At 61.6% G+C, this 26,308-nt stretch carries 24 protein-coding genes; 10 read left to right on the forward strand and 14 right to left on the reverse strand.

The features are described from left to right. The first annotated feature begins 344 nt into the window (after positions 1–344). Positions 345–1,349 carry a LacI family DNA-binding transcriptional regulator gene (locus AAIE04_RS12340; RefSeq protein WP_004935582.1) on the forward strand — a complete coding sequence of 335 codons (1,005 nt, stop codon included), beginning with the start codon at positions 345–347 and terminating at the stop codon, positions 1,347–1,349. Between the two features lie 6 nt (positions 1,350–1,355). On the opposite strand, the gene araD is transcribed toward AAIE04_RS12340, so the two are convergent. The 8 genes from araD to AAIE04_RS12380 all read right to left on the reverse strand — a co-directional run bounded on the left by araD (position 1,356) and on the right by AAIE04_RS12380 (position 10,284). Next, entirely contained in the window at positions 1,356–2,048 is a 693-nt protein-coding gene (araD, locus tag AAIE04_RS12345; protein ID WP_498577028.1) for an L-ribulose-5-phosphate 4-epimerase, read from the reverse strand. Next, on the reverse strand, positions 2,042–2,911 hold the full coding sequence (locus AAIE04_RS12350) for an L-ribulose-5-phosphate 3-epimerase (RefSeq protein ID WP_498577029.1): 870 nt from the start codon (positions 2,909–2,911) through the stop codon (positions 2,042–2,044). The genes araD and AAIE04_RS12350 overlap by 7 nt, the downstream gene beginning before the upstream one ends. Next, positions 2,898–4,385 (reverse strand): FGGY-family carbohydrate kinase, encoded by a 1,488-nt coding sequence (locus AAIE04_RS12355; protein WP_498577030.1) that lies wholly within the window; start codon positions 4,383–4,385, stop codon positions 2,898–2,900. The genes AAIE04_RS12350 and AAIE04_RS12355 overlap by 14 nt, the downstream gene beginning before the upstream one ends. 8 nt (positions 4,386–4,393) lie before the next feature. Next, complete coding sequence (locus AAIE04_RS12360) at positions 4,394–5,383, reverse strand: ABC transporter permease (protein ID WP_498577031.1); 990 nt, start codon at positions 5,381–5,383, stop codon at positions 4,394–4,396. Beyond that, a complete protein-coding gene (locus tag AAIE04_RS12365) occupies positions 5,380–6,870 on the reverse strand; it encodes a sugar ABC transporter ATP-binding protein (RefSeq protein WP_498577032.1) in 1,491 nt (496 codons plus the stop codon). Before AAIE04_RS12365 ends, AAIE04_RS12360 begins: the two co-directional genes overlap by 4 nt. A gap of 54 nt (positions 6,871–6,924) precedes the next feature. Beyond that, positions 6,925–7,842 carry an ABC transporter substrate-binding protein gene (locus AAIE04_RS12370; protein ID WP_015378502.1) on the reverse strand — a complete coding sequence of 306 codons (918 nt, stop codon included), beginning with the start codon at positions 7,840–7,842 and terminating at the stop codon, positions 6,925–6,927. Between the two features lie 135 nt (positions 7,843–7,977). After that, complete coding sequence (locus tag AAIE04_RS12375; RefSeq protein WP_498577033.1) at positions 7,978–9,045, reverse strand: zinc-binding dehydrogenase; 1,068 nt, start codon at positions 9,043–9,045, stop codon at positions 7,978–7,980. Between the two features lie 285 nt (positions 9,046–9,330). Then, a complete protein-coding gene (locus tag AAIE04_RS12380) occupies positions 9,331–10,284 on the reverse strand; it encodes a LysR family transcriptional regulator (protein WP_374930154.1) in 954 nt (317 codons plus the stop codon). Between the two features lie 138 nt (positions 10,285–10,422). Between AAIE04_RS12380 and AAIE04_RS12385 the strand changes: the two genes are divergently transcribed. Further along, a complete protein-coding gene (locus AAIE04_RS12385; protein ID WP_498577034.1) occupies positions 10,423–11,604 on the forward strand; it encodes a M20 aminoacylase family protein in 1,182 nt (393 codons plus the stop codon). A gap of 22 nt (positions 11,605–11,626) precedes the next feature. After that, positions 11,627–12,415, forward strand: coding sequence for an ABC transporter substrate-binding protein (locus tag AAIE04_RS12390; RefSeq protein WP_074055864.1), 789 nt, complete (start codon positions 11,627–11,629; stop codon positions 12,413–12,415). 144 nt (positions 12,416–12,559) lie between these two features. Here AAIE04_RS12390 and tmaR read toward each other — a convergent pair whose 3' ends face one another. From tmaR to AAIE04_RS12405, 3 genes are all read right to left on the reverse strand, one after another. Further along, the gene (tmaR, locus tag AAIE04_RS12395) at positions 12,560–12,877 is read right to left on the reverse strand and encodes a PTS system regulator TmaR (protein WP_004935612.1); all 318 of its coding nucleotides are present in this window, start codon (positions 12,875–12,877) and stop codon (positions 12,560–12,562) included. 160 nt (positions 12,878–13,037) lie between these two features. Then, positions 13,038–14,105 carry an FUSC family protein gene (locus AAIE04_RS12400; RefSeq protein WP_019453595.1) on the reverse strand — a complete coding sequence of 356 codons (1,068 nt, stop codon included), beginning with the start codon at positions 14,103–14,105 and terminating at the stop codon, positions 13,038–13,040. A 94-nt stretch (positions 14,106–14,199) separates the two neighbouring features. Continuing rightward, a complete protein-coding gene (locus AAIE04_RS12405; protein ID WP_019453596.1) occupies positions 14,200–14,967 on the reverse strand; it encodes an N-acetylmuramoyl-L-alanine amidase in 768 nt (255 codons plus the stop codon). Between the two features lie 175 nt (positions 14,968–15,142). Here AAIE04_RS12405 and AAIE04_RS12410 point away from each other — a divergent pair, with 175 nt between their 5' ends. Next, positions 15,143–15,889, forward strand: a complete 747-nt coding sequence (locus AAIE04_RS12410) for a S24 family peptidase (protein WP_019453597.1) — start codon at positions 15,143–15,145, stop codon at positions 15,887–15,889. 36 nt (positions 15,890–15,925) lie between these two features. Here AAIE04_RS12410 and AAIE04_RS12415 read toward each other — a convergent pair whose 3' ends face one another. Then, entirely contained in the window at positions 15,926–17,035 is a 1,110-nt protein-coding gene (locus AAIE04_RS12415; protein ID WP_025160190.1) for an SDR family oxidoreductase, read from the reverse strand. Positions 17,036–17,293: 258 nt separating this feature from the next. Here AAIE04_RS12415 and AAIE04_RS12420 point away from each other — a divergent pair, with 258 nt between their 5' ends. The 3 genes from AAIE04_RS12420 to sbcB all read left to right on the forward strand — a co-directional run bounded on the left by AAIE04_RS12420 (position 17,294) and on the right by sbcB (position 19,261). Next, the gene (locus AAIE04_RS12420; protein ID WP_498577035.1) at positions 17,294–17,500 is read left to right on the forward strand and encodes a hypothetical protein; all 207 of its coding nucleotides are present in this window, start codon (positions 17,294–17,296) and stop codon (positions 17,498–17,500) included. Positions 17,501–17,554: 54 nt separating this feature from the next. Then, positions 17,555–17,743: a DNA polymerase III subunit theta gene (locus AAIE04_RS12425; RefSeq protein ID WP_019453600.1), complete on the forward strand. Its 189-nt coding sequence runs from the start codon at positions 17,555–17,557 to the stop codon at positions 17,741–17,743. Positions 17,744–17,833: 90 nt separating this feature from the next. Next, positions 17,834–19,261: an exodeoxyribonuclease I gene (sbcB, locus tag AAIE04_RS12430; RefSeq protein WP_063919726.1), complete on the forward strand. Its 1,428-nt coding sequence runs from the start codon at positions 17,834–17,836 to the stop codon at positions 19,259–19,261. Positions 19,262–19,330: 69 nt separating this feature from the next. On the opposite strand, the gene AAIE04_RS12435 is transcribed toward sbcB, so the two are convergent. Together AAIE04_RS12435 and AAIE04_RS12440 are read right to left on the reverse strand one after the other, a co-directional pair. After that, complete coding sequence (locus AAIE04_RS12435; protein ID WP_019453602.1) at positions 19,331–20,698, reverse strand: APC family permease; 1,368 nt, start codon at positions 20,696–20,698, stop codon at positions 19,331–19,333. Positions 20,699–21,233: 535 nt separating this feature from the next. Beyond that, positions 21,234–22,652, reverse strand: coding sequence for a glutamine synthetase family protein (locus tag AAIE04_RS12440; protein WP_498577036.1), 1,419 nt, complete (start codon positions 22,650–22,652; stop codon positions 21,234–21,236). Positions 22,653–23,047: 395 nt separating this feature from the next. On the opposite strand from AAIE04_RS12440, the gene puuR reads away from it, so the two are divergent. The 3 genes from puuR (at position 23,048) to AAIE04_RS12455 (ending at position 26,266) form a co-directional block, all read left to right on the forward strand. Continuing rightward, positions 23,048–23,605, forward strand: a complete 558-nt coding sequence (gene puuR / locus AAIE04_RS12445; protein WP_063919728.1) for an HTH-type transcriptional regulator PuuR — start codon at positions 23,048–23,050, stop codon at positions 23,603–23,605. 157 nt (positions 23,606–23,762) lie between these two features. Continuing rightward, complete coding sequence (locus AAIE04_RS12450) at positions 23,763–25,274, forward strand: sugar ABC transporter ATP-binding protein (RefSeq protein WP_498577037.1); 1,512 nt, start codon at positions 23,763–23,765, stop codon at positions 25,272–25,274. Then, the gene (locus tag AAIE04_RS12455; protein WP_498577038.1) at positions 25,271–26,266 is read left to right on the forward strand and encodes an ABC transporter permease; all 996 of its coding nucleotides are present in this window, start codon (positions 25,271–25,273) and stop codon (positions 26,264–26,266) included. Before AAIE04_RS12450 ends, AAIE04_RS12455 begins: the two co-directional genes overlap by 4 nt. Positions 26,267–26,308 lie beyond the last annotated feature (42 nt).

Here is a 26,308-nt window from a genome sequence, read left to right on the forward strand (position 1 = left end):
ACTGTGCAAGATAGCAGTACGCCTAGAGGTAGTGCAAGTATCCCAACTAAGGTAACGATGCGTTTTCAAATATATGACTTAACGCTCGCGATATCCGCTTTTGGCACAAAGCAGTCATTGATACCTAACTTCGGCCATGAAACACACCTTACCAACCTCTCCTCAAAAAAATACAGCCACATAAAATGATTTAATTCACAATTAATAAATCAATGACATTATTACCTCTTTATTCATTCCATTATTTTACCTCCCCCAGCTCCAGCCCCCAACTCCCCCCTAGCACCGCCCCCGCCCTTTCCCTACAATAAGGGATCTGTTGAGGCATAACGCAAGGAAAGACGGTGTCGAAAGCCAATCCCAATGCCACTATCGTGGATATCGCCCGCCGCGCCAGGGTGACCAATATCACCGTTTCCCGCGCCTTCAATAAGCCCGAGCTGGTCAAGCCGGAAACCCGCGAGCGCATTCACGCCATCGCCAAAGAGCTGAACTATGTGCCCAACGCCTTCGCGCAGGGGCTGAAAAGCAGCAGCAGCCAGATTATCGGCATCGTTACCAGCAGCATGTACAACCCGTTCTATTCCGGCCTGATCAAGACCGTGTCGCGCATTGCGCGCCAGCAGGGCTACCAGATCATGCTGTTCGACACCGACGGCAGCGAAGAGGCGGAAATGCGCGCCATTCAGGCGCTGTTCGGCTACAAGGCACGCGGCATCCTGCTGTCGGCGGTGCGCGACGACAAGCGCTACCGCCCCGCCTATCTCGAGCTGGCCGAGGTGTACGGCGTGCCGCTGATCCTGATCGACCGCGATCTCTACGATCAGCAGCTGAGCGGCGTGTTCCTCGATAACCGCGAGATCGGCGTGCTGGCCGGGCGCTATCTGGCGGAGCAGCCGGAGCAGAAGCTGCTGATTATCGGCGGCCCGGCGGATTCGGAAATTACGCTAACGCGCACCGCCGGCATCGTCGCGGCGCTACAGGGCAGCGGGCGTGAGATTCATATCATCAACGGCGACTACGATTTCACCTCGCAGGAAAGCGAGGTGCGCGCCTATCTGGCGCAACCGGAGAACCGCCCGGATTACATCATCGGCCTGAATGGCATCATCACGCTGGGCGCCATCGCCATCTGCCACGAGATGGGGCTTTATCAGCAGGTGAAATTCTTCTCGATAGACGAGCCGCCGCGCGCTGGCGCTTACGGCCTGCACATTCCGGGGGTGTATCACGATACGCAAAAACTGGGGGAGATCGCCGCGGAGCTGCTGTTCAGCGCCATTAACAGCCCGCGCGGCGAGCTGCCGGTGCGCAGAGAGTTCTTCACCGGCTCGCTGTTGAATCGCTGACGGGCGCTATTGCCCGTAGTAGGCGTGTTTGCCGTGCTTGCGCAGGAAATGTTTGTCCAATAGCTCCGGCTGCATCGGGGCGATGGCCGGCGCCAGCTGGCGCGTCGCCATCGCCATGATCGCTACCTCTTCCAGCACCACCGCGTTATGCACCGCATCCGCCGCGTCCTTGCCCCAGGCGAACGGGCCGTGGGAGTAAACCAGCACCCCCGGCACCTGCTGCGGATCGCGCCCCGCCTGATTAAAAGTCTCGATAATCACCTTGCCGGTCTCCCCCTCGTAATCGCCGGCGATCTCCGCCTCGCTCATCGGCCGGGTGCAGGGAATGTCGCCGTAAAAGTAGTCGGCGTGGGTGGTGCCCAGCGCCGGGATCGGCTGCCCGGCCTGCGCCCAGATGGTGGCGTTGCGGCTGTGGGTGTGCACCACGCCGCCGATATCGGCGAAGGCGCGGTACAGCGCCAGGTGGGTGGCAGTGTCGGATGAGGGTTTTCGGTGCCCTTCGCGCACCTTGCCCTCCAGATCCACCACCACCAGATCCGCCAGCGTCATCGCCTCGTAGGCGATGCCCGAAGGCTTGATCACCACCAGCCCGCTTTGGCGATCGATCGCCGAGACGTTGCCCCAGGTAAAGGTCACCAGCCCGTATTCCGGCAGGCTGAGGTTGGCGGCCAGCACCTGCCGCTTGAGTTCGTTCAGCATGCAATGCCTCCCTCATTCATCTGTTGTTCGAGCCAGGCCTTGGCCTGGGCGATGCGTTGCTTATCCCGCCCGTCTTCGCGCGCCCACATCTCCAGCAGGTAGGGGCCGCGATAGCCGAGCGCGTTGAGCACGGAAAAGGCGTGGGCGAAATCCACGCAGCCTTCGCCGAACAGCACGTCGCGGAACTGCCCGGCGCTGCCCGGCCCCACCGCGACGGTATCTTTGAGGTGCACGGCGGTGATGCTGCCGATGCCCAGCGCCAGCTCGGCGGCGACGTCGTTGCTCCAGGCGCTGAGGTTACCGAGATCGGGATACACCGTGAACCACGGGCTGTTGACGTGGCGCGCGATGTCGCGCCATTTGCTGATGCTGTTGATGAACGGCGTGTCCATCACCTCCACCGACAGCATCACCTGCGCCCTGGCGGCCTGCGCCGCCGCCCACTGCATGCCCTCGATAAAGCGTTCGCGGCTGTGGCGATCGGCGGGTTCGTAATAGACGTCGTAGCCCGCCAGCTGGATGTTGCGGATGCCGAGATCCGTCGCCAGTTCCAGCGCCTTGCTCATCAGCACCCGCGCCCGCTCACGGGTGGCGGCCTCGGCGCTGCCGAACGGATCGCGCCGGTGCGCCGACAGGCACAGGCTCGGCACCGTCACCCCGCTGTCGAGCCGCGCCTGGATAAACGCCAGCCGCTGGCGGCGATCCCAGTCCAGCCGCTGCTGGCGCGCCGGCTGTTCGTCGATCGACATCTCCACGAACTCAAAGCCCAGCTCGGCGGCGGTGGCCAGCCGCTGCGGCCAGCTCAGATCGGCGGGCAGCGCCTTTTCATACAGCCCCAGACAGGCGGCGTTAGTCGTTTGCATCAGTCACCTCACTCAAAGCCTGGGCGACCGCCAGATAGCGCGCCTGCTGGGCGCGCAGGCGCCGGTGGGCGGCGGTCGCGGGATAATAACAGCGCAGCTTGGGCGGCGCGGCGGCGATCGCCTCGGCGAACCCGGCGTACTCCCCGGCGCCGACGGCGGCGCACAGGGCGGCGGCGCGGCAGCCGCTCTGGCGGGTTTCCACCACCTCAAGCGGCAGGTTGCCGGCATCGGCATACATCTGCATCCAGACCTCGGACTGCGTCGGCCCGCCGGTCATGCGCACCCGTTCGATGCGCGGGTTCAGCTGCACCATGCGCTCCTGATGGATCAGGTGCGAGAACACGATGCCCTGGTAGATCGCCTGCACCACGTCCGCCATCTCGTGGTGGGCGCTCAGGCCGATCAGCCCGCCCGGCGTGTTGCCGCCGAGGTTGGAGCCGTACAGATAAGGCAGGAACAGCAGCCCGCTGGGCTGCTCGCGGCGCTCGGCCACCCAGGCGTTGAACTGGGCGTAGCGCTGCCGGTCGTCGGCGCAGAACTGGCGCAGGAACCAGGCCAGGTTGCCGGCCGAGGTCGGGCTGCCTTCGTGCACGAAATAGCGGCCGTCGATGCAGTAGCGCCCCCAGGCGTAGGGGTAATCGGCGGGAATGATACGCTCGGTCACGCAGGTGGCGATCGACCAGGTGCCCGCCACCGCGCTGAGCGTGCGATCGTCGGCCACGCCGGAGCTGAGCGCCGCGCCCACCACGTCGAACAGGCCGCCATACACCGCGGTGCCCGTGCGCAGGCCACACTGCGCCGCCGCAGCGGCCGTCACCCGCCCGGCCAGCTGCGCCGAGCCGATCACCGGCGCGGTCTTCTCCTGCGCCTCTTCGATGCCGAAGGCCGCCATCAGCGCCGGATCGTAAGCGCCGCTGCGCTGGTTAAACAGGTTGCTGCCGGAGATATTGGTCACCTCGGCCGCCGCCTCGCCGGTGAGGCGAAAGCGCAGGTAGTCGTGCGCCATCAGGATGCGATCGACGGCGGCATACTGCGCCGGCTGCCGCTGCTTCAGCCAGCGCAGCAGCAGCGCCGGGTGGCTGGGCCACAGCGGCTGCAGGCTGCGCGGGTAGGTCTGCGCGTCCATGCCGGCGCGGCGCAGCTCAGCCACTGTTGCCGCCGCGCGGTTGTCCGAAGAGAGGATGCCGTTGCCGACCGGTTTGCCGTGGCGGTCGATGGCGTACAGCCCTTTGCCGTGCGCCGAGAAGCTGACGCCGCGCACCTGCCCGGGCTCCAGCCCCGCCGCGTGCAGCGTCTGGCGGATCGCCGCGCAGACGTCATCCCACAGCACGTCCATATTGCGTTCGCTGAAGCCCGGCTGGGCGGCAATCGCCGCGCCGTCGCGCTCGGCGATCGCCAGCTCTTCGCCGCTTGCCCGGTACAGCCCGGCCTTGATCACCGTGCCGCCGACGTCTATGCCAAGAAAGACTGACATCGCGCCTCCTATTTGCGCCGCACGGAGCTGAGGTAGATGGCGGCCAGGATGATGCCGCCCTTCACCACGTTCTGGATATACGGCGACACGTTCATCAGATTGAGGCCGTTGTTGAGCACCCCGAGCATCATCGCCCCCACCAGCGTGCCGATGATGGCGCCGCGCCCGCCGGAGATCGCCGCCCCGCCCAGCACCACCGCGGCGATGGCGTCCAGCTCGAAGCCTTCGCCGGCGTTGGGCTGCCCGCTCATCAGGCGCGAGGTCAGCACCAGCCCGGCCAGCGCAGCGGTCAGGCCGCTGATCACGTAGACCAGCATCTTGTAGCGCGGCACACGGATGCCGCTCAGGCGCGCCGCCTCTTCGTTGCCGCCCATCGCGTAGACGTAGCGGCCGAACGGCAGCTGGTTGAGCATCAGCCAGGCCAGCAGGTACACGCCGAGCATGATCAGGATCGGCACCTGAATGCCCAGCACCGTGCCGCGGCCGAAGAACGAGAAGACGTCGGGCAGGCCGGAGATCGGGTAGCCGCCGGTATAGAGCAGCGCCAAGCCGCGGGCGATGCCCATCGACGCCAGGGTGACGATGATCGGCGGCATGCGCAGGTAGGCGATGCAGGCGCCGTTGGCCAGGCCGAACAGCGCGCCGAGCGCCAGCGCCGCTACCATCGCCAGTGGGATGGGCACCGCCGCCAGCATCAGCCCGGCGGCGACCGAGCCGGCCAACGCCATCACCGGCCCCACCGAGAGATCGATGCCGCCGGTCAGGATGGCGCAGGTCATGCCCACCGCGATGATGGCGTTGATCGACACCTGGCGCGCCACGTTGGTCAGGTTGTTGACGCTGAGGAAGCTATCGTTCAACAGGCTCATCAGCACGAACAGGACAGCGAAGCCGATAAACGGCAAGACCGCCGGGTGATGCAGCAGTTTTTCCCAGCGCTTGCCGAGGCTGGGGCCGGCAGCGCGGCGCGCCACGGCGGGTTGTTCAATTCCGATCATAAGGCACTCCCGGTCGCGTGAAGCATGATGTGGTTGGATTCGATGTCGTCGCCGGTCAGCTCGGCGACGATGTGGCCGCCGCGAAACACCAGCACGCGGTCGCACACGCCGATAATCTCCGGCAGTTCGGAGGAAATCATGATGATGGAGATGCCCTGCTGGGTCAGTTGCTGCATCAGTTGGTAAATCTCGGCCTTGGCGCCCACGTCGATGCCGCGCGTCGGCTCATCGAAGATCAGGATGTTGCAGTCGTTGTTGAGCCAGCGGGCGATCACCACCTTCTGCTGGTTGCCGCCGCTCAGGGTGCTGACGGCGGTCTCGGCGTCCGGGGTTTTCACGCCTACGGCGCGGATCAGCCGCTGCACCACGTCGCGATCCTTGCGGGCGCTGACGAAGATCTTGCCGCGCCGGTGGTGCCGGTTGAGAGTGATGTTCTGCGCCACCGAGAACGGCAGCACCAGACCCTCGGTTTTGCGGCTCTCCGGCAGCAGGCCGATGCCCTGCGCCAGCGCCTGCGCCGGGGAGCGCAGCGCCGCCGGTTGGCCGCCGAGGCTGACGCGTTTGCGGTGACAGCGGCTGGCGCCGATCAGCGCCGAGACGGTCTCGGTGCGCCCGGAGCCCACCAGCCCGGCGAAGCCGAGGATCTCGCCCTTGTACAGCCGAAAACGGTCGGTCGCGCCGTGCTTCTCGCGCTGGATCTCCGCCTCCAGCAGCACCGTCGCGGTATCGACCGGGTGCTGTTTCACCGGGAAGGCGTTCTCGATTTTGCGCCCGACCATCAGCCGCACCAGCTCCTCCACGTTGGTGTCGCCGGTGGCCAGCGTTTCGATGTAGGCACCGTCGCGCAGCACGGTAATGCGATCGCAGATGGTGAAGATCTCGTCCAGGTGGTGCGAGATAAACACCATACCGACGCCCAACAGCCGCAGATCGTTCATCACGCTGAACAGGTGCTCGGCCTCGCCCGGCGTCAGCGTGGCGGTCGGTTCATCCAGCACCAGCACCCGCGCCTCCAGCGACAGCGCCTTGGCGATCTCAACGAACTGCTGCTGCGCTACGCTCAGCTGCTCCACCGGGCAATCGAGATCGATAGCCACCGTCAGCCGCTTGAAAATGGCCTCGGCCTTGCGCCGCATCGCCCGCCGATCCAGCAGGCCCCAGCGGTTCCTGATCTCCCGGTTGAGGAAGATGTTGTCGATGGCGCTCATGTAGGGAATCAACGAGAATTCCTGAAAAATAATGCCGACCCCGGCCTCGATCGCCTGGCGATAGTTGTTAAAGCGGCGCTGCTCGCCGTCGATAAAAATATCGCCCTCGTCCGGCTGATGGATGCCGCACATGATTTTCACCAGCGTCGATTTGCCGGCGCCGTTTTCGCCCAGCAGGGCGTGCACCTCGCCGCGTTGAATGGCCAGGTCGATGCCGTCCAGCGCCTTCACGCCGGGAAAGCTCTTTTTTATTCGCTTCAGTTCCAGTAAAGGTGTCACCGCATTACCCTCCGCGCCGAACGCCCCGCCACAGCGGGGCGAACCTGGCCGCTGTTACCAGCTAAAGCCGGCCGCATTGCTGCGGTCGATCAGCTTCACTTTGACCGGCACGGTTTTCGGCACCGTGGCCCCCCAGTAGCGGGCCAGCGCAATGCCGAGCGCGATGCGCAGCTGGTCGCGCGGGAACTGCGCCGAGGTGGCGATAAACGGCGAGTTCGGCTTGAGGATCTCTTTGATGGCTTCCGGCTGGCCGTCGACGCTCACCAGCTTGACCTTGGCGCCGTTGCTTTCGATCGCCGCCAGGGCGCCGAGCGCGCCGACGTCGTTGACGCTGAAGATGCCCGCCAGATCCGGCGCCGACTGCAGCATGTTTTCGGTGACGGTCAGCGCGGTGTCGCGTTCCTGCTTGCCGTTTTGTTTGGTGACAATCTTGATGTCGGGGTATTTCTTCATCGCCGCTTCAAAGCCGCGCACGCGCTCCAGGATCGGCACCACCGGGATGCCGTCGAGGATCGCCACCTTGCCTTTGCCGCCCAGCGCTTTCGCCAGGTACTCGCCCGCCTGGAAGCCGGCGTCGTAGTTTTCCGAGCCGACGAACGAGTCCAGCGGCCCTTCGGCCTGGGCGTCGATCGCCACCACCACCGCGCCGGCCTTATGGGCGGAGATCACCGCCGACTGCACCCCCACCGAGTCGGTCGGGTTGATCAGCAGGATATCCACCTTCTTCTGCAGCATGTCTTCCACGTCGCCGATCTGTTTGGCGACGTCATGGCGCGCATCGGCCACGTAAACCTTGGCGCCGATATCGGCCGCCGCCTGATCCAGCGCCTGTTTCATGGTGACGAAGTAGTCGTTGTTCATTTCCTGGAACGACATACCGATAGTGATTTGCTTGGCCAGCGCCCCATGGCTGGCCGCCAACATTCCACCGGCGACGATAAAAGGCAGGGTCTTTTTGAATAATGAAAACATAGCCAATTCTCCTGTAGGGAAGCTTCTTGTTGTGGTTATCAGAGCAACAGCATGTCTTTACGTTTGGCCGACCGGCCGGCCCCCCATTGCGGATGGGCCGGCGATCGTGACTGCAACAGCGGTACGGCGGGAGGGTCAGGGAACCAGGATCACCTTGATGGAGTCGGTCGAGTCCGCCAGGGCGAAGGCTTCGTCCCAGTCGTTCAATGAATAGCTGTGGGTGACCACGCCGCTTGAGGTCACCAGCCCGCGCTCGAACAGATCGATGGCGATTTCATAGCTGTAGGGCGCCAGGTGCGCACCGCGAATGTCCAGCTCCTTGCGATCGCCGATGATGGACCAGTCGACGGTGGTTTCCTTGCCGAACACGCTGAACTCCACGAAGCGGCCCAGCTTGCGGATCATCTGCAGCCCCTGGGTGACGCCGATCGGCGCGCCGGTGGCCTCGATGTAGACGTCGCAGCCGTAGCCACCGGTCAGCGATTTGACGATCTGGTCGGCGTCTTCTTTCAACGGGTTGATCACCACGTCGGCGCCAAACTCCTTCGCCAGCGCCAGCCGCTCGTCGATGGCGTCGATCACGATCAGTTTCTTCGGCGTCTTCAGGCGTGCCACCTGCACCATGCACAGCCCAAGCGGCCCGGCGCCGGCCAGCACCACCACGTCGTCCAGCTGAATGTCGCCGCGCGCCACGGTGTGGATGGCGCAGGACATCGGTTCGATCAATACCGCGTCTTCATGGCTCAGGCTTTCCGGGATCTTGTGCACGATGGCGTTCTCGGAAAAGCGCATGTATTCCGCCATACCGCCTTCCGCCACGTCTTTCTGGAAGCCGTAAATGTTGTGCGTCTCACACATCCAGTAGCTGCCGGATTTGCAGTAACGGCACTCCCAGCACGGTACGATCTGCTCAGCGATCACCCGCTCGCCGATCCGGTATTTGCCTTCCGTGCCCTCGCCCAGCGCGGCGATGCGGCCGTAGAACTCGTGCCCCGGCACCACCGGCGGTTTGACCCACGGGTTCTCTCCCCAAAACATCTGCGCGCCGTTCTTGCACTTGCAGTCGCCGGCGCAGATGCCGCAGCCTTCCACCTTGATCACCAGCTCACGCGCCTTCGGCAGCGGCGTGGGCACCTGTTCGAAACGATAATCCTGCGGGCCGTGGCAAACGACCGCGCGCATTTTTTCCGGCAACTGACTCATCCACTCCTCCAATACACTCATTAAATGCTTGAAAAATATAAATGTTGACGTTGTCATTTTTATCTAACAAAAAACAACAAACGCTATAAAGTGATAAATTTCAATTGATTAATCATCAAATACCCAGGAAAACTCAAAATGACAACGTGAACATAGAGCGACATATAACCAAAGCTGCAAAAATAATTATTTGAGCAAAATCACATATCGTTAACATTGCGGCTAAAAATGCTACAAATGCGGATCGCGATCCCATTTACCGGATCGGCGATCCAGGCAGATCCGCTAAATCAGCAGGCGCACGCGATCGTAGATCTGGCGATCCTCCGGCCGCGACGATCGCACCTGCTGACGCAGGGTGCGCACCAGCGTGTCGATAAACGCATGGGCGGCAGCGCTCAGAATGCTGTTGCGCCGGGTGACGATATTCAGCTGCGCCGGTTGGCAGCTCTCCCGCAGCGCCAGCGGCTGCACGCGTGAGGCAAACTGCGGCAGCGCGGCGATCGGCCGCGGGCACCAGGTACACATCTCGGCGGACTCCACCAGCGCCTGCAGCATGCCGAACGAATGCGCCTGGATAATGCGCTGGCGCGGCAGGCGCGCGCCGTGGCGGTGGAACACCTCGTCGAGCAGCGCATCGAAACTCTCCTGGGTATAGCTCATCACCCAATCCTGCTCCAGCAGCTGATGCAGCGAGGTGCTGTGCGCCAGCGGGTGGCCGCGCCGCACCATGTACGCCGTTTCATACTCCAGCAGCGGCTCGCAATGAAACTCCTGCGGTGCCGACGACGCCGGCAGCGGCGTGATGGCGAAATCCATCGTGCCCTCGCGCAGCTGCGACTGAGCGTTGGCCATCAGGCTTTCCGACAATTCCAGCCGCACCGCCGGCACCTTGCCGCGAAACGCCATCACCGCTGGCGGCAGCACCGTCAGCATCAGCCAGGGAGTGATCGCCGCCTTGACCAGATCCGCCGCACTGCCGCGCAGCGCCGCCATTTCGCCCTGCGCCTGCTCCAGCTGGTTGAGCACCAGCCGCGCGTGCGCCAGCAAGGTTTTGCCGTAAGGGGTGAAGCCCAGCCCGGTCGGCGTGCGGATCAGCAGCGGCAGCGCCTGCTCCTGTTCCAGTTCGCGCAGCGCGCGGGTCACCGCCGCCTGCGACAGCCCCAGATGCCGCGCCGCCGCGCGAATGCTGCCGCTGTCGGCGCTGGCCACCAGCGCCTGCAGTTGATGCAGTTTCATGTTCACCTCCTGACAATCACAGGTTGTCAGCATAACCGAACGGCGGCTACCCGACAAAAACGGAGTTTGCTAGTCTCGATACCAACCTCTCTGCCCCGTTCACCGCCCGTTAGCCGGGGCCCTTTGCCGGAGATCGTGATGATGCATTCACTGATACTGCCTGATATCGCCGCCGTTCATGATGAGATGGTCGCCCTTCGCCGCCACCTTCACGCCCACCCGGAATTGGGATTCCAGGAGTTCGCCACCTCGGATCTGGTGGCGCGGCGGCTGGAGGAATGGGGTTACCGCGTCACGCGCGGCGTAGGACAAACCGGCGTTGTCGCCACACTGCAGCGCGGGCCGGGAAAATCGCTCGGCATTCGCGCCGACATGGACGCCCTGCCGATCGCCGAAACCACCGAGCTGCCTTACGCCAGCACCCATTCCGGGGTGATGCACGCCTGCGGCCACGACGGGCACACCGCCATGCTGCTGGCGGCGGCGCGCTATCTGGCGCGGCAGCCGAACTTTTGCGGCACCCTGCACCTGATTTTCCAGCCGGCGGAAGAAGGCGGCGGCGGCGCCAGAGTGATGATCGAAGACGGCCTGTTTGAGCGCTTCCCCTGCGACGCGGTGTTCGCCATGCACAACGTGCCCGGCTTCCCCACCGGTCACTTGGGCTTCGCCAGCGGCCCCTTGATGTGCTCGGCCGACACGGTGCACATCACCCTGCACGGCCACGGCGGCCACGGCGCGGTGCCGCAGAGCACCGTCGATCCTGTGGTGGCCTGCGCGGCCATCGTCATGAGCCTGCAAACCATCGTGGCGCGCAATATCGATCCGCAGGAAACGGCGATCGTCACCGTGGGGGCGATGCAGGCCGGTCAGGCCGCCAACGTGATCCCGGCGACCGCCACCCTGACGCTCAGCGTGCGCGCGCTGACGGCGGCGGTGCGCGCGCGGCTGGAGCAGCGCATCACCGAGCTGGTCACGGCGCAGGCCGCCAGCTTCGGCGCCCGCGCGGAGATCGACTACCAGCACGGCTATCCGGTGCTGGTGAACCACCCGGCAGAAACCGAGCTGGCGCGCGCCGTGGCGCTGGAGTGGGCCGGAGAGGGCCGGGTGATCCCCACGCTGCGGCCGTTCACCGCCAGCGAAGATTTCGCCTTTATGCTGGAGAAGTGCCCGGGCAGTTACATCTCAATCGGCAACGGCCCCGCCACGCCGGGCAATGCCCTGCACAACCCCGGCTATGACTTCAACGACAACAGTCTGTCGCTGGGCGCCACCTACTGGGTCAAATTGGTCGAGCGCTTTTTGGCTCGCCCCGCGGTTTAATCGCCAACGCTGAGGAAATGACATGAAAACCATCAAAGGGCTGTTGTTGTTGCTGCCGCTGGCCGCGAGTTTTCCCGCGCTGAGCGGTGAATTCAGCGGCAAAGTGATCAAGCTGGGCATCGATCCCACCTTTCCGCCGCTGGAATATAAAAACCCGCAGGGCAAGCTGACCGGCTTCGGCGTCGATATCGCCCAGGCGCTGTGCGACCAGATGCAGGCCAGGTGCGTGTGGGTGGAAAGCAGCTGGGACGGCATGATCCCCGGCCTGCAGGCAAAGAAGTTCGACGCTATCGCCTCGTCGATGACCATCACGCCGCAGCGCCGGCAGCAGATCGCTTTCTCCAGCAAAGTCTCCAACGCTCCGGCGCGGCTGGTGGCGCATAAGGGCAGCAACCTGCAGCCGACCGCCGCCTCGCTGAAGGGCAAATCCGTCGGCGTGCAGCAAGGCTCCAGCCAGGAGGCCTACGCCAACGCGCTGTGGCGGCCGGCCGGCGTCAACGTGGTCGCCTACCAAAGCCAGCAGGAAGTGAACGAAGATCTGGCCAACGGCCGCCTGGATGCTTCGCTGCTGGCCAGCGTCAGCGCCAGCGAGTTCTTCAAAACGCCCGGCGGCAAAGACTTCGCCTTTATCGGCGCCGAGCTGACCGACAGCAAATACTTCGGCGTCGGCGACGGCATCGGGGTGCGCAAAGAGGATACCGCACTGCTGAACGCCTTCAACGACGCGCTGCAGGCGATCCGCGCCAACGGCACTTACAAGAAAATCAATGACAAGTATTTCGACTTCGACATGTACGGCGCGGAGCAGTAACAAACGTTCCCTTGCGGTCACCTGCCGATCGGGCAGGATGGGGAGGCGCCTTCGGCCGCCGGGGAACGCCCCAACGAAAACGGCAGTGTCAGCAGGTGGGATTGCGATACGGGCCAGGCAGGACGCCCGGCCCGATAAGGCGATTTACTTCACTTCGCCCATCGCCTTCAGCTTTTTGGACAGCTCGCGGCGTTCTTTGGACAAATCGGCATTTTTGATGATGTAGTCATCAACGCGATCTTCGTAGTCACTGCGCATGTTGGCGATGATGCCCTGAATGTCTTCAATGCTCATGCCGGGCTTGATGTACTCACTCAGGTTGTCGAGCAGCAGCACGCGCTTCTGGTTATCACGAATTTTCTTTTCGTTGTCGACGATCTCGCGTTGCAGTTTGTTTTTGCGGCGGAACATACGCACAAACTCCAGCACGTCCTGGAAACTCGGCTTATTTGCATTATCCATCTTTATACCCTTGCTTTAGTAATACACAGATTCATTTGCTTACGGCCACATGGCACCAAGATACAGGTTTGTGGCGGTCCGGCACAACAGTGATTGCCTTATCTTACCCACTTTGCCCCGGCGGCCAAAACCCAAAGCGCCACCTTCATGATCTGACCCCTTATTCACGCCCGGCGGCGGTGCAAACCTGGAGCAGATCCCCTAACTCTTCCAGCTGTTGCGCCAGCTCCATGCTGAGCCAGACATAGCCGTAAATCGGCGCTTCGCCGTGCTGGCCGAGGCTAACCTCCTGCATCAGCGTTTTCAGCTCGCCGGCGATCTCCGCCAACTGCCCCGCCGCCGCCTGCCGCTGCGCCTGTGGCCCTTCGCGCATCAGCAGCGCCAGCGATTCCAGCGAGCTCAACGTCAGCAATTGGGTGCTGCGCAGCGTGCGGGCGTTCAGCATGATGAAGTGCGTTTCGCGCGAGGCCCAGTAGGCGTCGGCCATCAGCTCCAGCGTGCACACCAGATTGCGGCTGAGGGTTTGCACCGCTTCGAACACCGTTTTGGGAATGCGGGTCTCCTTGCTGGCGGGCACGATCAGGCTGCGCAGCTTCACCACCTGATTCAACAAATCCTTGAGCTGCGGCTCCAGCCGCGGCCGCTCAATGACGTTCGGTGAAAAATAGGCGCCGTAGATGCGGGCGGCGGTTTGCAGGCAGTCCGCCATTTGCATGCGCCACAGAATGTAGGCGCGTTGCGGGTAGATGCTGGTAAACAGCAGCGCCAGCAGCGAACCGAAGATCACATCGCCGCTGCGCCACAGCGCGGTGTGCATGTCGCCGGCGCCCGCGCCGCACACCACCGCCAGCGTGATCCCCACCAGCAGCGCCATATAGGGCCGTTTGCCGAGCGTCAGGTAACCGCAGACGAACATCACCACGCCGCACCATGCCAGCATCAGCGGCAGCGAATAGAGCTCGAGGTACAGGGCGATCAGGCCGGAAACGGCGCCGAACACCGTACCGGCGATACGTTGCAGCGCCCGCTGCAGCACGTTGCCCCAAAACGAGATCGGCCCCATCACCACCACCAGGGTGATCAACGGCCAGGTGCCTTCAGGCACCGCCAGCAGGCGGATCAGCAGAAAAGTCAGGATAAACGCCAGCCCGATGCGCACGCCGTGGACGACGCGATAATGGCGATAGGTCAGCAGCTCAAGGGAAGAGATTTTTCGATCGAGGCGCACGATGCCTCCGATAAGTACCAGCCAGGCCGCTATTTTAACGGAGGAAGCGCGACAAGGAAAAGGCGAATGAGGCGTCCCCCATTCGCACTCAGGCTCAGGCGACGTATTTGTCGACCAGCGCGCGCAGAACGGCGGCGGTCTCAACATCCATCACGCCGTCATACTTCTGCTGACGGAAGTGCAGCTGGAACGCGCGCACCAGCTGGCGATAGCCTTCTGCGGTGTTCGCCGCCGAGGTGTCGTAGCCGTATTGGGCGAACAGTTTCAACAGCTCGGCCTGCGCCGGCAGCCCCTGGCTGCAATATTCCTGCTGGCGCTGCTGCTTGGTCGCTTCGTCATACCAGGCGCCGACGCCGGCCTGATACAGCTGCTGCCACGGGAACTGCGGGCCCGGATCGCTCTTGCGGCCCGGCGCGATGTCGGAGTGCGCCACCACGTTCACCGGCGAGATGTCCGGATAACGCTGCAGGATGTTCTGCGCCAGCTGGGTGACCGCCTCGATCTGCTGCGGGTTGAACGGCGGGAAGGTGATGTTCTCACCGTCGCCACTCGCCAGGTTAACGATCTCGATGCCGATCGAGGTGTCGTTGATGTTGCTGCGGGTGCCCCACTGGCTGGTACCGGCATGCCAGGCGCGTTCGTTCTCGTCTACCAGGTTGAAAATGCGCACGCCGTTGAAGCCGGCGGCCTGATAGGTGGCCTCGGTCGGATCCGGCACCAGATAGTGCGCGCTGACCGATTTTCCGGTCAATGACTTCACCGAGTCGGCGAAGTTTTGCGCCGTGTAATGCAGCACCAGAAAGCGCACGCGGTGGCCGAAGCTGGCGACCGATCGGTAGCTATTGTAATCAATCTTGTACATCGTAAAGTCCCTCTCTCGTTTGATTTCACTGAGCGGCCCCTCATCATGACAGGCCGCCCCGCACAGGTGAACCTTCGGCTCACCTTTCTGTTTTAGCTAATTGCTAAATCATGCGCAAGTCTTTTTTAGCAAAACCGTTATTTACCTTTTTGCTAAAGAGTGCGATCATCAAACGATGGAAACTAAAGAAATCAGGCGCAACAATCTGCGCGAATTGATGGCCCGCTACGCCCGGCAAGGTGTCAACCAGAATGAGTTCGCCACGCTGGTTGAATCTTCCGCGCCAACGCTGAGCCAAATCATCGGGGAAAAATCCTCCCGCAATCTTGGCGACAATCTAGCCAGGCGGATCGAGGCCAGGCTGAATTTGCCTAAAGGCTGGTTCGACGTATTTCATGAAAAGCAGCTGGTGCGCCCGTTTGACAACGTGGCGGCGGAGTCGGACTTCCAACCCGCCCGTTTGAAACCGGTGGTATGGGAAGATACCGAACAAGACAAGGAAGAGTTTGTGGAGATCCCGCTGCTGGATATCGATTTTTCCGCCGGCGACGGCTGCTACGAAATCGTCGATCGCGAGGAGTTTTCGCTGATCTTTCGCCGTTACTATCTGCACAAGATGGGGGTGGCGGTCAACGCCGCGCGCATCATCCGCATCTCCGGCTCCAGCATGGAGCCTCGCCTGCAGGATGGCGACGTGGTCGGCATCAACACCGACGACACGCGCATTCGCGAAGGCAAGACCTACGCCATCCGCCACGGCAATTTGCTGCGGGTGAAGGTGCTGATCGAACAGCCGGACGGCGGCGTCATCATCCGCTCCCTCAACCGGGAAGAGTACCAGGACGAGCATCTCAGCTATCAGCAGCGCAAAGAGCAACTGGTGGTGCTCGGCCGCGTCTTCTGGTCGTCTTCGTCCTGGTAACGGACGACAACGTCGGGCGCCCGTTGCGCCCGGCGGTTACTTGAAGTCCACCACCATCTGCTGCTGGATAGACAACCCGCGGGTCGACTGCACGCAACCGGCGATGTAGTCGGTGAAACGCGGCGGTTTCGGCATGCCCAGCTTGAGGATCTTCTCGTTGCTGAAACGCACGTTGAGCATGGCGAACGATCCGTACAGGCGCATCGCCTTCAGCATCAGCCGCTCGTTGCACGGGCCGAAAATGTCTTTCAGCTGCCGGCGCATTTTCACCAGCGCGTCGTAGGTTACCTGCGCATACTCATCGCCCACCGGCGCTTTTTCCAGCGCCGCCGCCATGGCGTTGTCAATTTCGGCAAAGCTGACGCTGCTCTCTACGCCGGCGGAGATGTGATAAACGTCGTTCTCCAGCGTTTCGCTGTTCATCAGCATCACCAGCGCATCCGCACAGTAGTCCGCCGGGATCACGTCGATATTGTCCTGCAGCGAGCACATGAACTTGCGCAGCATCAGCGCCATGCCGAATACCCAGAAAATGCTGCTGGAAGGCTGACAGCCCAAGCGAGTGTGCCCCACCACGATCGACGGACGCGCGATGGTCAGCGGCATTTGCGGGCAGCGTTGGCGCATCAGCTGTTCGATGGTGGATTTGGAACGCGTATATTCCACCAGGTGCTCGGCGTCTTCCTCAAACTCGCCGCTCTCCGCCACCAGCGAACCCGGTTCCGGCGAACAGGACATGGCGGTACCGACGTGCAGGAAACGTTTTAACCCCGGCACCTGCGCCATTCTTTCGGCAAAGGCCAGGGTGCCTTCCACGTTTACCTTCCAAATGAGCGGGTTATTACCAAATGATGCAACAGCCGCACAGTTAATAACGTGCGTGACATTGTTAATGCGTGCGTCAGTTAAAAACTCGGCCGGCTCGGAAAGATCGCCCAACAATATATTTTCTATCGTGATTTTAGAAAGCAGGTTCGCGTCGATATTAAACTTTTCCATATTCGCGCGAATACGGGCCAGCCCTTGCTGCGCATCCTCGGCGCGCACCAGTAAAAGATAATTAATAGACTGATTTTCAATCAATAATTTTTCGAGAACTGCACCACCGAGAAAGCCGGTAGCGCCGGTCAACAGTAGCGTTTTCATAATTGTCACCCACATTGGTATTGAATGTGGAAGATTGTATCTGCGGATAATTAAACAAATATTAAATAGAATTACGGCACCCTGACTCACTCTTCTTAATATTATCTTAAGGAATCTTTTGAAACATCCGTCATGGATTTAGTAACAAAAGAGTCGGGCAACCATTGCGATTAATCCCTACTGTTTAAATACCATTGATGCAGCCCCTGATTTAATTTAACGGTCAATGTTATTTCTCTTCTCGTCCGTGGAGGACTTATGACCTATAACCAAAAAGCCTGGTTGGGGGTTTTACTGCTGTGCACCCTGTTTTGGGTGGCGGTGATCGGCGGCGCCTGTTCGCTGTATAACCGGACTGAGCGGCTCGGCGCGCATCACCCGGAGAGCGAGTTCGCCGCTCGCCACAGCCTGGCCCCCTGCTCGCAGCAAGCCGCTCAGGCGTCCACCGCCCCCCGGAATGGGTAGGGACAATATCCGCTAACGATCCTATTATGCCCTAAGGTTAACAGGGAGATAACGATGGCTCGAAAGCTGGATAGCTTACCGCAAGCGCAACGTGAACAGATAGAAACCGATTTGCTGGCCATCAGCGTGATCTACAACGAACGCTACGGCATCGCTTCGACCCAGGCGGAAACCGAACAACAGATCCCCGACCACCTGCTCCCCTACTTTCATCAACGGCTGGATTACTATCGTCGTGCGTAATTGCGCGCATTTCGCTAACCGCCGCTTGGCATCGCTCCCCACGCCGTTACAATAGGAGCATATTGTATCCGCCACTGAAGAGACGCGATTTTGAGCAGCAAGGCAACGGCCACATTTTACATTCACGATTACGAAACCTTCGGCAAGAGCCCGTCGCTGGACCGCCCGGCGCAGTTCGCCGGCGTGCGCACCGATATGGATTTCAACATTATCGAAGAGCCGCTGGTCATCTACTGCGCCCCGGCCGACGACTACCTGCCGGAACCCGAGGCGGTGATGATCACCGGCATCACCCCGCAGGTGGCGCGCGCCAAAGGCGTTAACGAGGCCGAGTTCACCCGTCAAATTCATCAGGCCTTCAGCGTGGCCGGCACCTGTATTCTCGGTTACAACAACATCCGCTTCGATGACGAAGTCAGCCGCAATATCTTCTACCGCAACTTCTACGATCCCTATGCCTACAGCTGGCAAAACGGCAACTCGCGCTGGGATCTGCTGGATGTGATGCGCGCCTGCTATGCCCTGCGCCCGGACGGCATCGTCTGGCCAGAAAATGAAGACGGCTTCCCCAGCTTCCGCCTAGAACACCTGACGCGCGCCAACGGCGTCGAGCACACGCAGGCTCACGACGCGATGTCGGACGTTTACGCCACCATCGCCATGGCCAAGCTGGTCAAGCAGGCGCAGCCGCGGCTGTTCGATTTCCTGTTGCAGCACCGCAACAAGCACAAGCTGAACGCTCTGATCGACGTCGCCGACATGACGCCGCTGGTGCACGTCTCCGGCATGTTCGGCGCGGCGCGCGGCAACACCAGCTGGGTGTCGCCGCTGGCCTGGCACCCGGACAACAAGAACGCGGTGATCATGTGCGATCTCGCCGGCGATATGACGCCGCTGCTGACGCTGAGCGCCGAGCAACTGCGGGAAAGGCTGTACACCCGCCGCGACGACCTGGCGCCGGATCAGGCGCCGGTGCCGATCAAGCTGGTGCACATCAACAAATGCCCGGTGCTGGCGCCGGCCAAAACCCTGCTGCCGGAGAACGCCGAGCGGCTGGGTATCGATCGCCAGGCCTGCCTGCAAAACCTGCAGCTGCTGAAACAGCACCCGGAAGTGCGCGAGAAAGTGGTGGCGCTGTTCGCCGAAGCCGAGCCGTTCAAGGGCTCCGACGACGTCGACGCCCGGTTGTATGACGGCTTCTTCAGCGACGCCGACAAGGCGGCGATGAAGATTATCCAGCAGACCAAACCGCAAAACCTGCCGGCGCTGGATCTGGCCTTCAACGACGGCCGCATGAAAGAGCTGCTGTTCCGTTTCCGTGCGCGCAACTACCCGAATACGCTGGACGACACCGAGCAGCGCCGCTGGCTACAGCACCGTCAGGAAGCCTTGAGCGCGGAGCGCGTGCAAAGTTACCTGCTGCAGTTGGAATCGCTGTATAACCTGCACGAAGGCGACAAAGAGAAAACCGCCCTGCTGAAAGCGCTGTTCGATTACGGCAAAGAATTGGTGGGGTAACCCCGCAGCAGCAGAAAAGAAAAAGGCCGCGAATGCGGCCTTTTTTGTGGCTGAGGAAACGGCTCGCGCTTAGGCGGCGTCTTCGCTCGCTTGCGGCACCGGCAGGCGGAAGCTGCGGGTAACGACGGCCAGGTAGATCAGACCGATGGTCGCCCAAACCAGGCCCAGCGTCATCGAGCTGGCTTCCAGGTTGATCCACAGCGCGCCGACGGTCAGTGCGCCCATCACCGGCAGGATCAGGTAGTTGAACGTGTCCTTCACGGTGCGGTTCATCTTGTCGCGAATATAGAACTGCGAGATCACCGACAGGTTGACGAAGGTGAAGGCCACCAGCGCACCGAAGTTGATCAGCGCGGTCGCGGTCACCAGGTCAAACGACACCGCGGACAGCGCGATGGCGCCAACCAGCAGCACGTTCAGCGCCGGGGTACGCCACTTCGGATGCACATAGCCGAAGAAGCGGGTCGGGAACACGCCGTCGCGGCCCATCACGTACATCAGACGCGAAACGCCCGCGTGCGCCGCCATGCCTGACGCCAATACCGTCACGCAGGAGAACACCAGGATCACCGACTGGAAGAACTTGCCCGCCACGTACAGCATGATTTCAGGCTGCGACGCGTCAGGATCCTTGAAGCGCGAGATGTCCGGGAAGTACAGCTGCACGAAGTAAGACACCACGATAAAGATGATGCCGCCGATCAGCGCCGTCAGGAAGATGGCTTTCGGGATCACTTTTTCCGCGTCTTTGGTCTCTTCGGACAGCGAGCTGATACCGTCGAAGCCCAGGAACGAGAAGCACAGGATGGTCGCGCCGGTAATCATCGGCACCACGTGTGCGTTATCGGACCAGAACGGACGGCTGCTGACCAGCGTACCGGCGCCTTCGCCGTGGTAGATGCCGTTGATCACCAGGCCGAGGAACACGATCATGATCGCCACCTGCACCACCACGATGATGGAGTTCAGGTTGGCCACCAGCTTGATGCCGCGCAGGTTGAAAATCGTCATCAACCCGACCAGCACCGCCACGAAGATCCAGGACGGAACGCCCGGGAAGATCGCTTCCAGGTAAATCTTGGCCAGCAAAATGTTGATCATCGGCATGAACAGGTAGTCCAGCAGCGATGACCAGCCCACCATAAAGCCGACGTGCGGGCTGATGGCTTTCTGGGCGTAGGTGTAGGCAGAACCGGCGGAAGGGAATTTCTTCACCAGTTTACCGTAGCTCAGGGCGGTAAACAGGATCGCCAGCAGAGCGAAGGCGTACGCGGTCGCGACGTGACCATCGGTCAGGCCGGATACGATGCCGAAGGTATCGAAAATGGTCATTGGCTGCAGATAAGCCAGGCCCATCATCACTACCGGAACTAAAGTCAGGGTTTTACGCAGCTGAGTGCGCTGAGCCGGAGCGGCGTTGATGGTGTTATCGGACATTGGTCAGCCCCCCCTTACCTTGAGCCTTGCGGATGGCGGACACGCCAAGACTTAAGGTTGCGGGGAAACTTCGCAACGAGCGACTTAATTCTAAAAGAAGGGGATTGTAAGCTGGATAACGGGTCGAGGTAACCTCGGCTGCTCCATAGTCGCTGCGGCCACAGCGGAAACCGGCGGGCACCGGTGCTAAAGTGAAAAATTGCCCCATCTTTCTAATCCTCATGAGTCACGACCATAAAGTTTTGTTTGATCGTGCACGAAACTATTTATCTATCCGGATCGGTGTCCGGCCTCGCTTGGTGTATGAAACGCTACGTTGGTAAAACTTAATGCAAAAAAAATAACCGACGCTTTCAAAACGTCGGCTATCTGCATTTGAGATATTTTGCACCAGAATGCCTCCGGATGACAAGATCCGGAAACCCTCAAATACAAATTCTTTTTGTCGATCGAACGGAAAACCAGCCCGGCAGGCGAATTAATCCGCTACCGGCAGGCTGGTCGCCCGCACATACCTCTTACTTTATACGCCTATTCAGGCATTTTTCAACATCCAGTCGATCTCGGTCTCCGTCACTCGCCGTTCAAACTGCAGCAGCTCGTCGGTCTTGCACGCGTGGTAGACGTGGGTGAAGCGCTCGCCGAGATAGTGCGTCAGCGCGCGCTGGTGTTCAAACTCGTACAGCGCGTCGCTCTGGCGGATCGGCAGCGGCAGCCCCTCTTGCTCCAGCCCGTTGCCGGTTACCGGTGCAGGCAACGGCAACGCGGTGTCCAGCCCATACAGCATGCCGGCCAGGATCGCCGCCATTACCAGATACGGATTGGCGTCGGCGCCCGCCACGCGATACTCCACCCGGCGGTTCTCCGCCTCCCCGCAGGGAATACGCAGCGCCACGGTGCGGTTGTTGTGGCCCCAGGAAGCCTGGATAGGCACATACATCCCCGGCTGGAAGCGCCGGTAGGCGTTGACGTTCGGCGCCAGCAGCGCCATCGACGCCGGCATCAGGGTGATCATCCCGGCCAGCGTCTGCTCCAACAGCGGCGAATCCTCGCCTTCGGCGTCGGCGAACAGGTTATTGCCGGCGCCGTCCTGCATGCTGACATGCACATGCATGCCGCTGCCGGCGTAATCCTCATAGGGTTTGGCCATAAAGGTGGCGTGCATGCCGTGATTCTCGGCCACCAGCCGCACCAGCCGTTTCAGCGCCAGCGCATGGTCGCAGGCCAGCAAGATATCGTCGGTATGGCGCAAGTTGACCTCAAACTGCCCCGGTGAGGCCTCCGCCACCGCGCCGTCCGCCGGCAGCCCCTGCAGCTTCGCCAGCGCGTCGATATCGTTCAGCACCTCGGCGAAATGGTTGAGGTTATCGACGGAATACACCTGGCTTTGGGTGTTGCGCTCCTGGGTGCCGGGCGCGCACGGCGGCTGCAGATCGCCTTCCGCGTCCCGCTGCCGATCGATGAGATAAAACTCCAGCTCTACCGCTGCCACCGGGAACAAGCCGCGCTGTCGCAACGCCTGCCACACGCGATTCAGCACATTGCGGGGTTCAACGTCAAAGGGAGTGCCATCTTCGTCCAGCATGGTCAGCAGCACCTGGCCGATGTGCTCAGGATCGGCGGCCGAGGGGGTCAGCGAGCCCGGCACCGGCAGGCACACGCGATCCGGTTCGCCGAGCTCCTGCCCAAGACCGGTCTCCTCCACCACGTTGCCGAGGATGTCCATAGCGAACACCGACGCGGGGAAGTAGCTGCCTTTTTCCAGTTTTTTCAACCCTGAGACGGGTATGCGTTTGCCGCGGAAGGAACCATTGAGATCGGTGAGAAGGATATCGATATACTGCGTGGCGGGATGGCGTTCCAAATAATGAGCGACCTCATTTTGGAACGCGCTACTTCGCCTCTCTTCATGATGCTGTGCAAAATGTTCAACTGCTGCGCTATTGGTTTGCATACGTCACCCGCCATTATGCTCTGAAGGCGCGCTGGCGCCCGTCCGCCGTTCAATTCAACACATGATAGGATTTCTCGCCAGGCCGCGCCGCTGCTGGGCGCTCAAAATAACATCCACAATATGAAACATAGCCTTAACAGAATTGGTTTGCAAATGTTACAATCCTGTTTGATTATTCGCCGCCGGCTGCTAAATTGATAAAATATTGACCGAAAAGGCCTTGTCGTCATTTTCACGTCAACTATTTTGTCCGCCGCGCTGAAGGTGAGCATGGGCAATATATTTTCCAAACTCGCCCTAACTACCGATATCATGCAGCATCGTTATCGCCCAGACAGGCGCCCGATACCGATATTCATTTCTGCCTGTCGCCCCTACCAGAAGGAAGTACCGCTATGAGCGAAGCCAGCTTGGCACCGGGCAAGCGCCTGTCGCAGATCCGTCAGCAATTGGGTTTGTCGCAGCGCCGGGTCGCCGAACTGTCCGGGTTAACCCACAGTGCGATCAGCACCATCGAACAGGACAAGGTCAGCCCGGCCATCAGCACGCTGCAAAAGCTGCTGAAGGTGTATGGTCTGTCGCTGTCGGAATTCTTTGCCGAACCGGAAGCCGCCGACGAGCCGCGCGTGGTGATCGACGCCGAGGACCTGATTGAGATCGGCAGCCAGGGGGTGTCGATGAAACTGGTGCATAACGGCAGCCCGACGCGCAACCTGGCGATGATGCTGGAAACCTACCAGCCCGGCACCACCACCGGCGAAAAGATCAAGCATCAGGGAGAAGAGATCGGCACCCTGCTGGAAGGCGAAATCGTGCTGACCATCAACGGCCAGAGCTACTGCCTGAGCGCCGGCCAGAGTTACGCCATCAACACCGGCATCCCGCACAGCTTCAGCAATACGTCGGCGCGTGTCTGCCGCATCGTCAGCGCACACACCCCCACCACCTTCTGACCGCTTCTCGCACCGGCGCAGCCTGACGCGGGTTGCGCCCCAGCCCGCCAACGCTTTTTTCATCTCCGTTATGCCATTTTGTTGGTTGCCAACGGCGCAATCTGTGTTACAACAGAGCAAAACAGCCATCTAAACATCTAAACGGCCTTAATACCCTATGTCAACCGCAACGCCTTCACGCCTCGAGATGCGCAATATCTCGATCGCCTTCGCCGGCTTCAACGCGCTGCAAGACGTGGACTTCACGCTGCAGGGCGGCTCAATCCATGCGCTGGTTGGCGCCAACGGCGCAGGCAAGTCGACGCTGATGGCAATCCTCTCCGGCGCCCACGATCATTATCGCGGCGAAATCCTGATCGACGGCCAGGCGGTGGCGATCCACTCCCCGTTGCAGGCGCGCCGCCACGGCATTCACGTGGTGCAGCAAGAGGTCGACGTCGCGCTGATCCCCACGCTGTCGGTGGCGGAGAACATCATGCTGGACTGGCTGAACGAGCCGGGGCATTGGCTGAACTGGGCGGAGCTGCACCGCCGCGCCGTGCAGCTGTTGCAGCAATGGGCGCTGCCGCTCAACCCGCGCAAACGCCTGGCGGACTGTACGCTGGCGGAAAAACAGCAGGTGCTGCTGGCGCGCGCGCTGTCGCACCGCTGCCGTTTTCTGGTGCTCGACGAGCCGACCGCGCCGCTCGATCGCGCCGAGAGCGAGCGCCTGTTTAACGTGGTGCGCCGCCTGCAATCCGAAGGCATCGGCATCGTGTTTATTTCCCACCGCATCCACGAACTGAGCGACATTTGCGATCGGCTGACGGTGCTGCGTGACGGCCGCCGCGTCAGCGAAGACGCCATGCGCGGGCTGAGTGGCGAACAGATCGTCGAAAAGATGCTCGGCCATCGGCTGGACGACATTTTCCCGCCGCCGCGCCCGCCGCACCCTGAGCGAACGCTGCTGCAGGTGCAAGGCTTACGCGATCGCCACAAGCTGCGCGACGTTTCGCTGCGGCTGCATGAAGGCGAGATCCTCGGCATCGCCGGGCTGGCCGGAGCGGGCAAAACCGAGCTGTGCAAAGCGCTGTTCGGCGCCAGCGCGGTGCAGCTCGAGCGCGGCGAACTACGCGGGCAACCCTGGGCGCCGCGCGCGCCGCATCTGTCGGTCGAACAGGGATTGGCTCTGGTGCCGGAAGAGCGCCGCAAAGAAGGCATTTTTATCGATGAGGCGATCCCGATGAACCTGAGCGTCAGCGCCGACGACAGCTTCTCGCGCTGGAGCCTGTTCAGCCGGCGACAGGAACTGCGCTGGGCGCGCGAGATCATGCAGCGTCTGAACATTCGCGCCTCCGGCCCGCAACAGCGGCTGGCGCGCCTGTCCGGCGGCAATCAACAAAAAGTGGCGATCGGCAAATGGCTACGCGGCGACGCCGAGGTGCTGATCTTCGATGAGCCGACCAAGGGCGTAGACATCAAGGCCAAGCGGGAACTGTTCAGCCTGATCGACGGCCTGGCGCGCGCCGGCAAAGGCGTGATTTACGCCTCCGGCGAGTTTGCCGAACTGGTTGGCCTGTGCGATCGCATCTGCGTGCTGTGGGACGGCCGCATCGTGGCGGAGCTGCACGCCGCCGACATCGACGAAGAAACCTTATTGCTCTATTCCACCGGAGGAACCCCTGCGTGAGTAAAGAATTTGCCCTGCGGCCAGCGCTGCCCTGGCGTCAACAGCTGTTCGATTTCCTCTACAAATGGGGCATGCTGCTGACCGTCGCGGCGCTGATCGCCCTGTTTGGCCTGGCGTCGGACAACTTTCTCGACGCCAACAACATCATCAATATCCTGCGTTCGATCGCCATCGTGACGGTGATCGCCATCGGCGTCTCTCTCTCGCTGTCGGTCGGCGGTTTCGATCTGTCGGTCGGTTCGACCGCCTCGTTGGCCAACGCGCTGGTGATTTCGCTGTTCGTCTGGCACGGGTTCGGCACCACCGGCGCCATTGTGGTGACGCTGTTGCTGTGCACGCTGGTCGGCCTGTTCAACGCCCTACTGATCGTGGTGTTCAGAATTCCCGATATGCTGGCGACGCTGGCCAGCCTGTTCGTGATCCAGGGCGTGGCGATGACCTACAGCTACGGCGGCTCCATCACCCAAAACATGGTGCTGCCGAACGGCGACATGGCGGAAGGCCTGATCCCGGAGATGTTTTCCGCCCTCGGTCAGGTGCCGGTGATCGTGCTGATCATGCTGGCGGCCACCGTGGCGGTGCAGCTGTTCCTGTCGCTGACCAAGCACGGCCGCCGCATGTATGCCATCGGCGGCAACCCCGAGGCCGCGCGCCTGTCGGGCATTCGCACCGTACGTTACAGGGTGGCCGCTTACGTCATTTCTTCTTGGCTGGCGGCGCTTGGCGGCATCCTGTTGGCGTCACGTATTGGTTCTTCGCAGGTCAACGCCGGCGGCGGCTATCTGATGGATGCGGTGGCGGCGGCCTACATCGGCTTCTCGCTGGCCGGCTCCGGCAAACCCAATGCGCTCGGCACCCTAATCGGCGCGGTGATCCTCGGCGTGCTGCAAAACGGCCTGGTGATGCTCTCAGTGCCCTACTACGCCATGGACATTATCAAAGGCCTGGTGTTGGCGCTGGCGCTGGCCATCACCTATATCCAGAAACGCTGATCCTCTCCGGCGCACGTCCGCTGCGCCGCTTTTCCCTTTAAT

Source organism: Serratia sp. Ae19-1, from assembly GCF_059801225.1.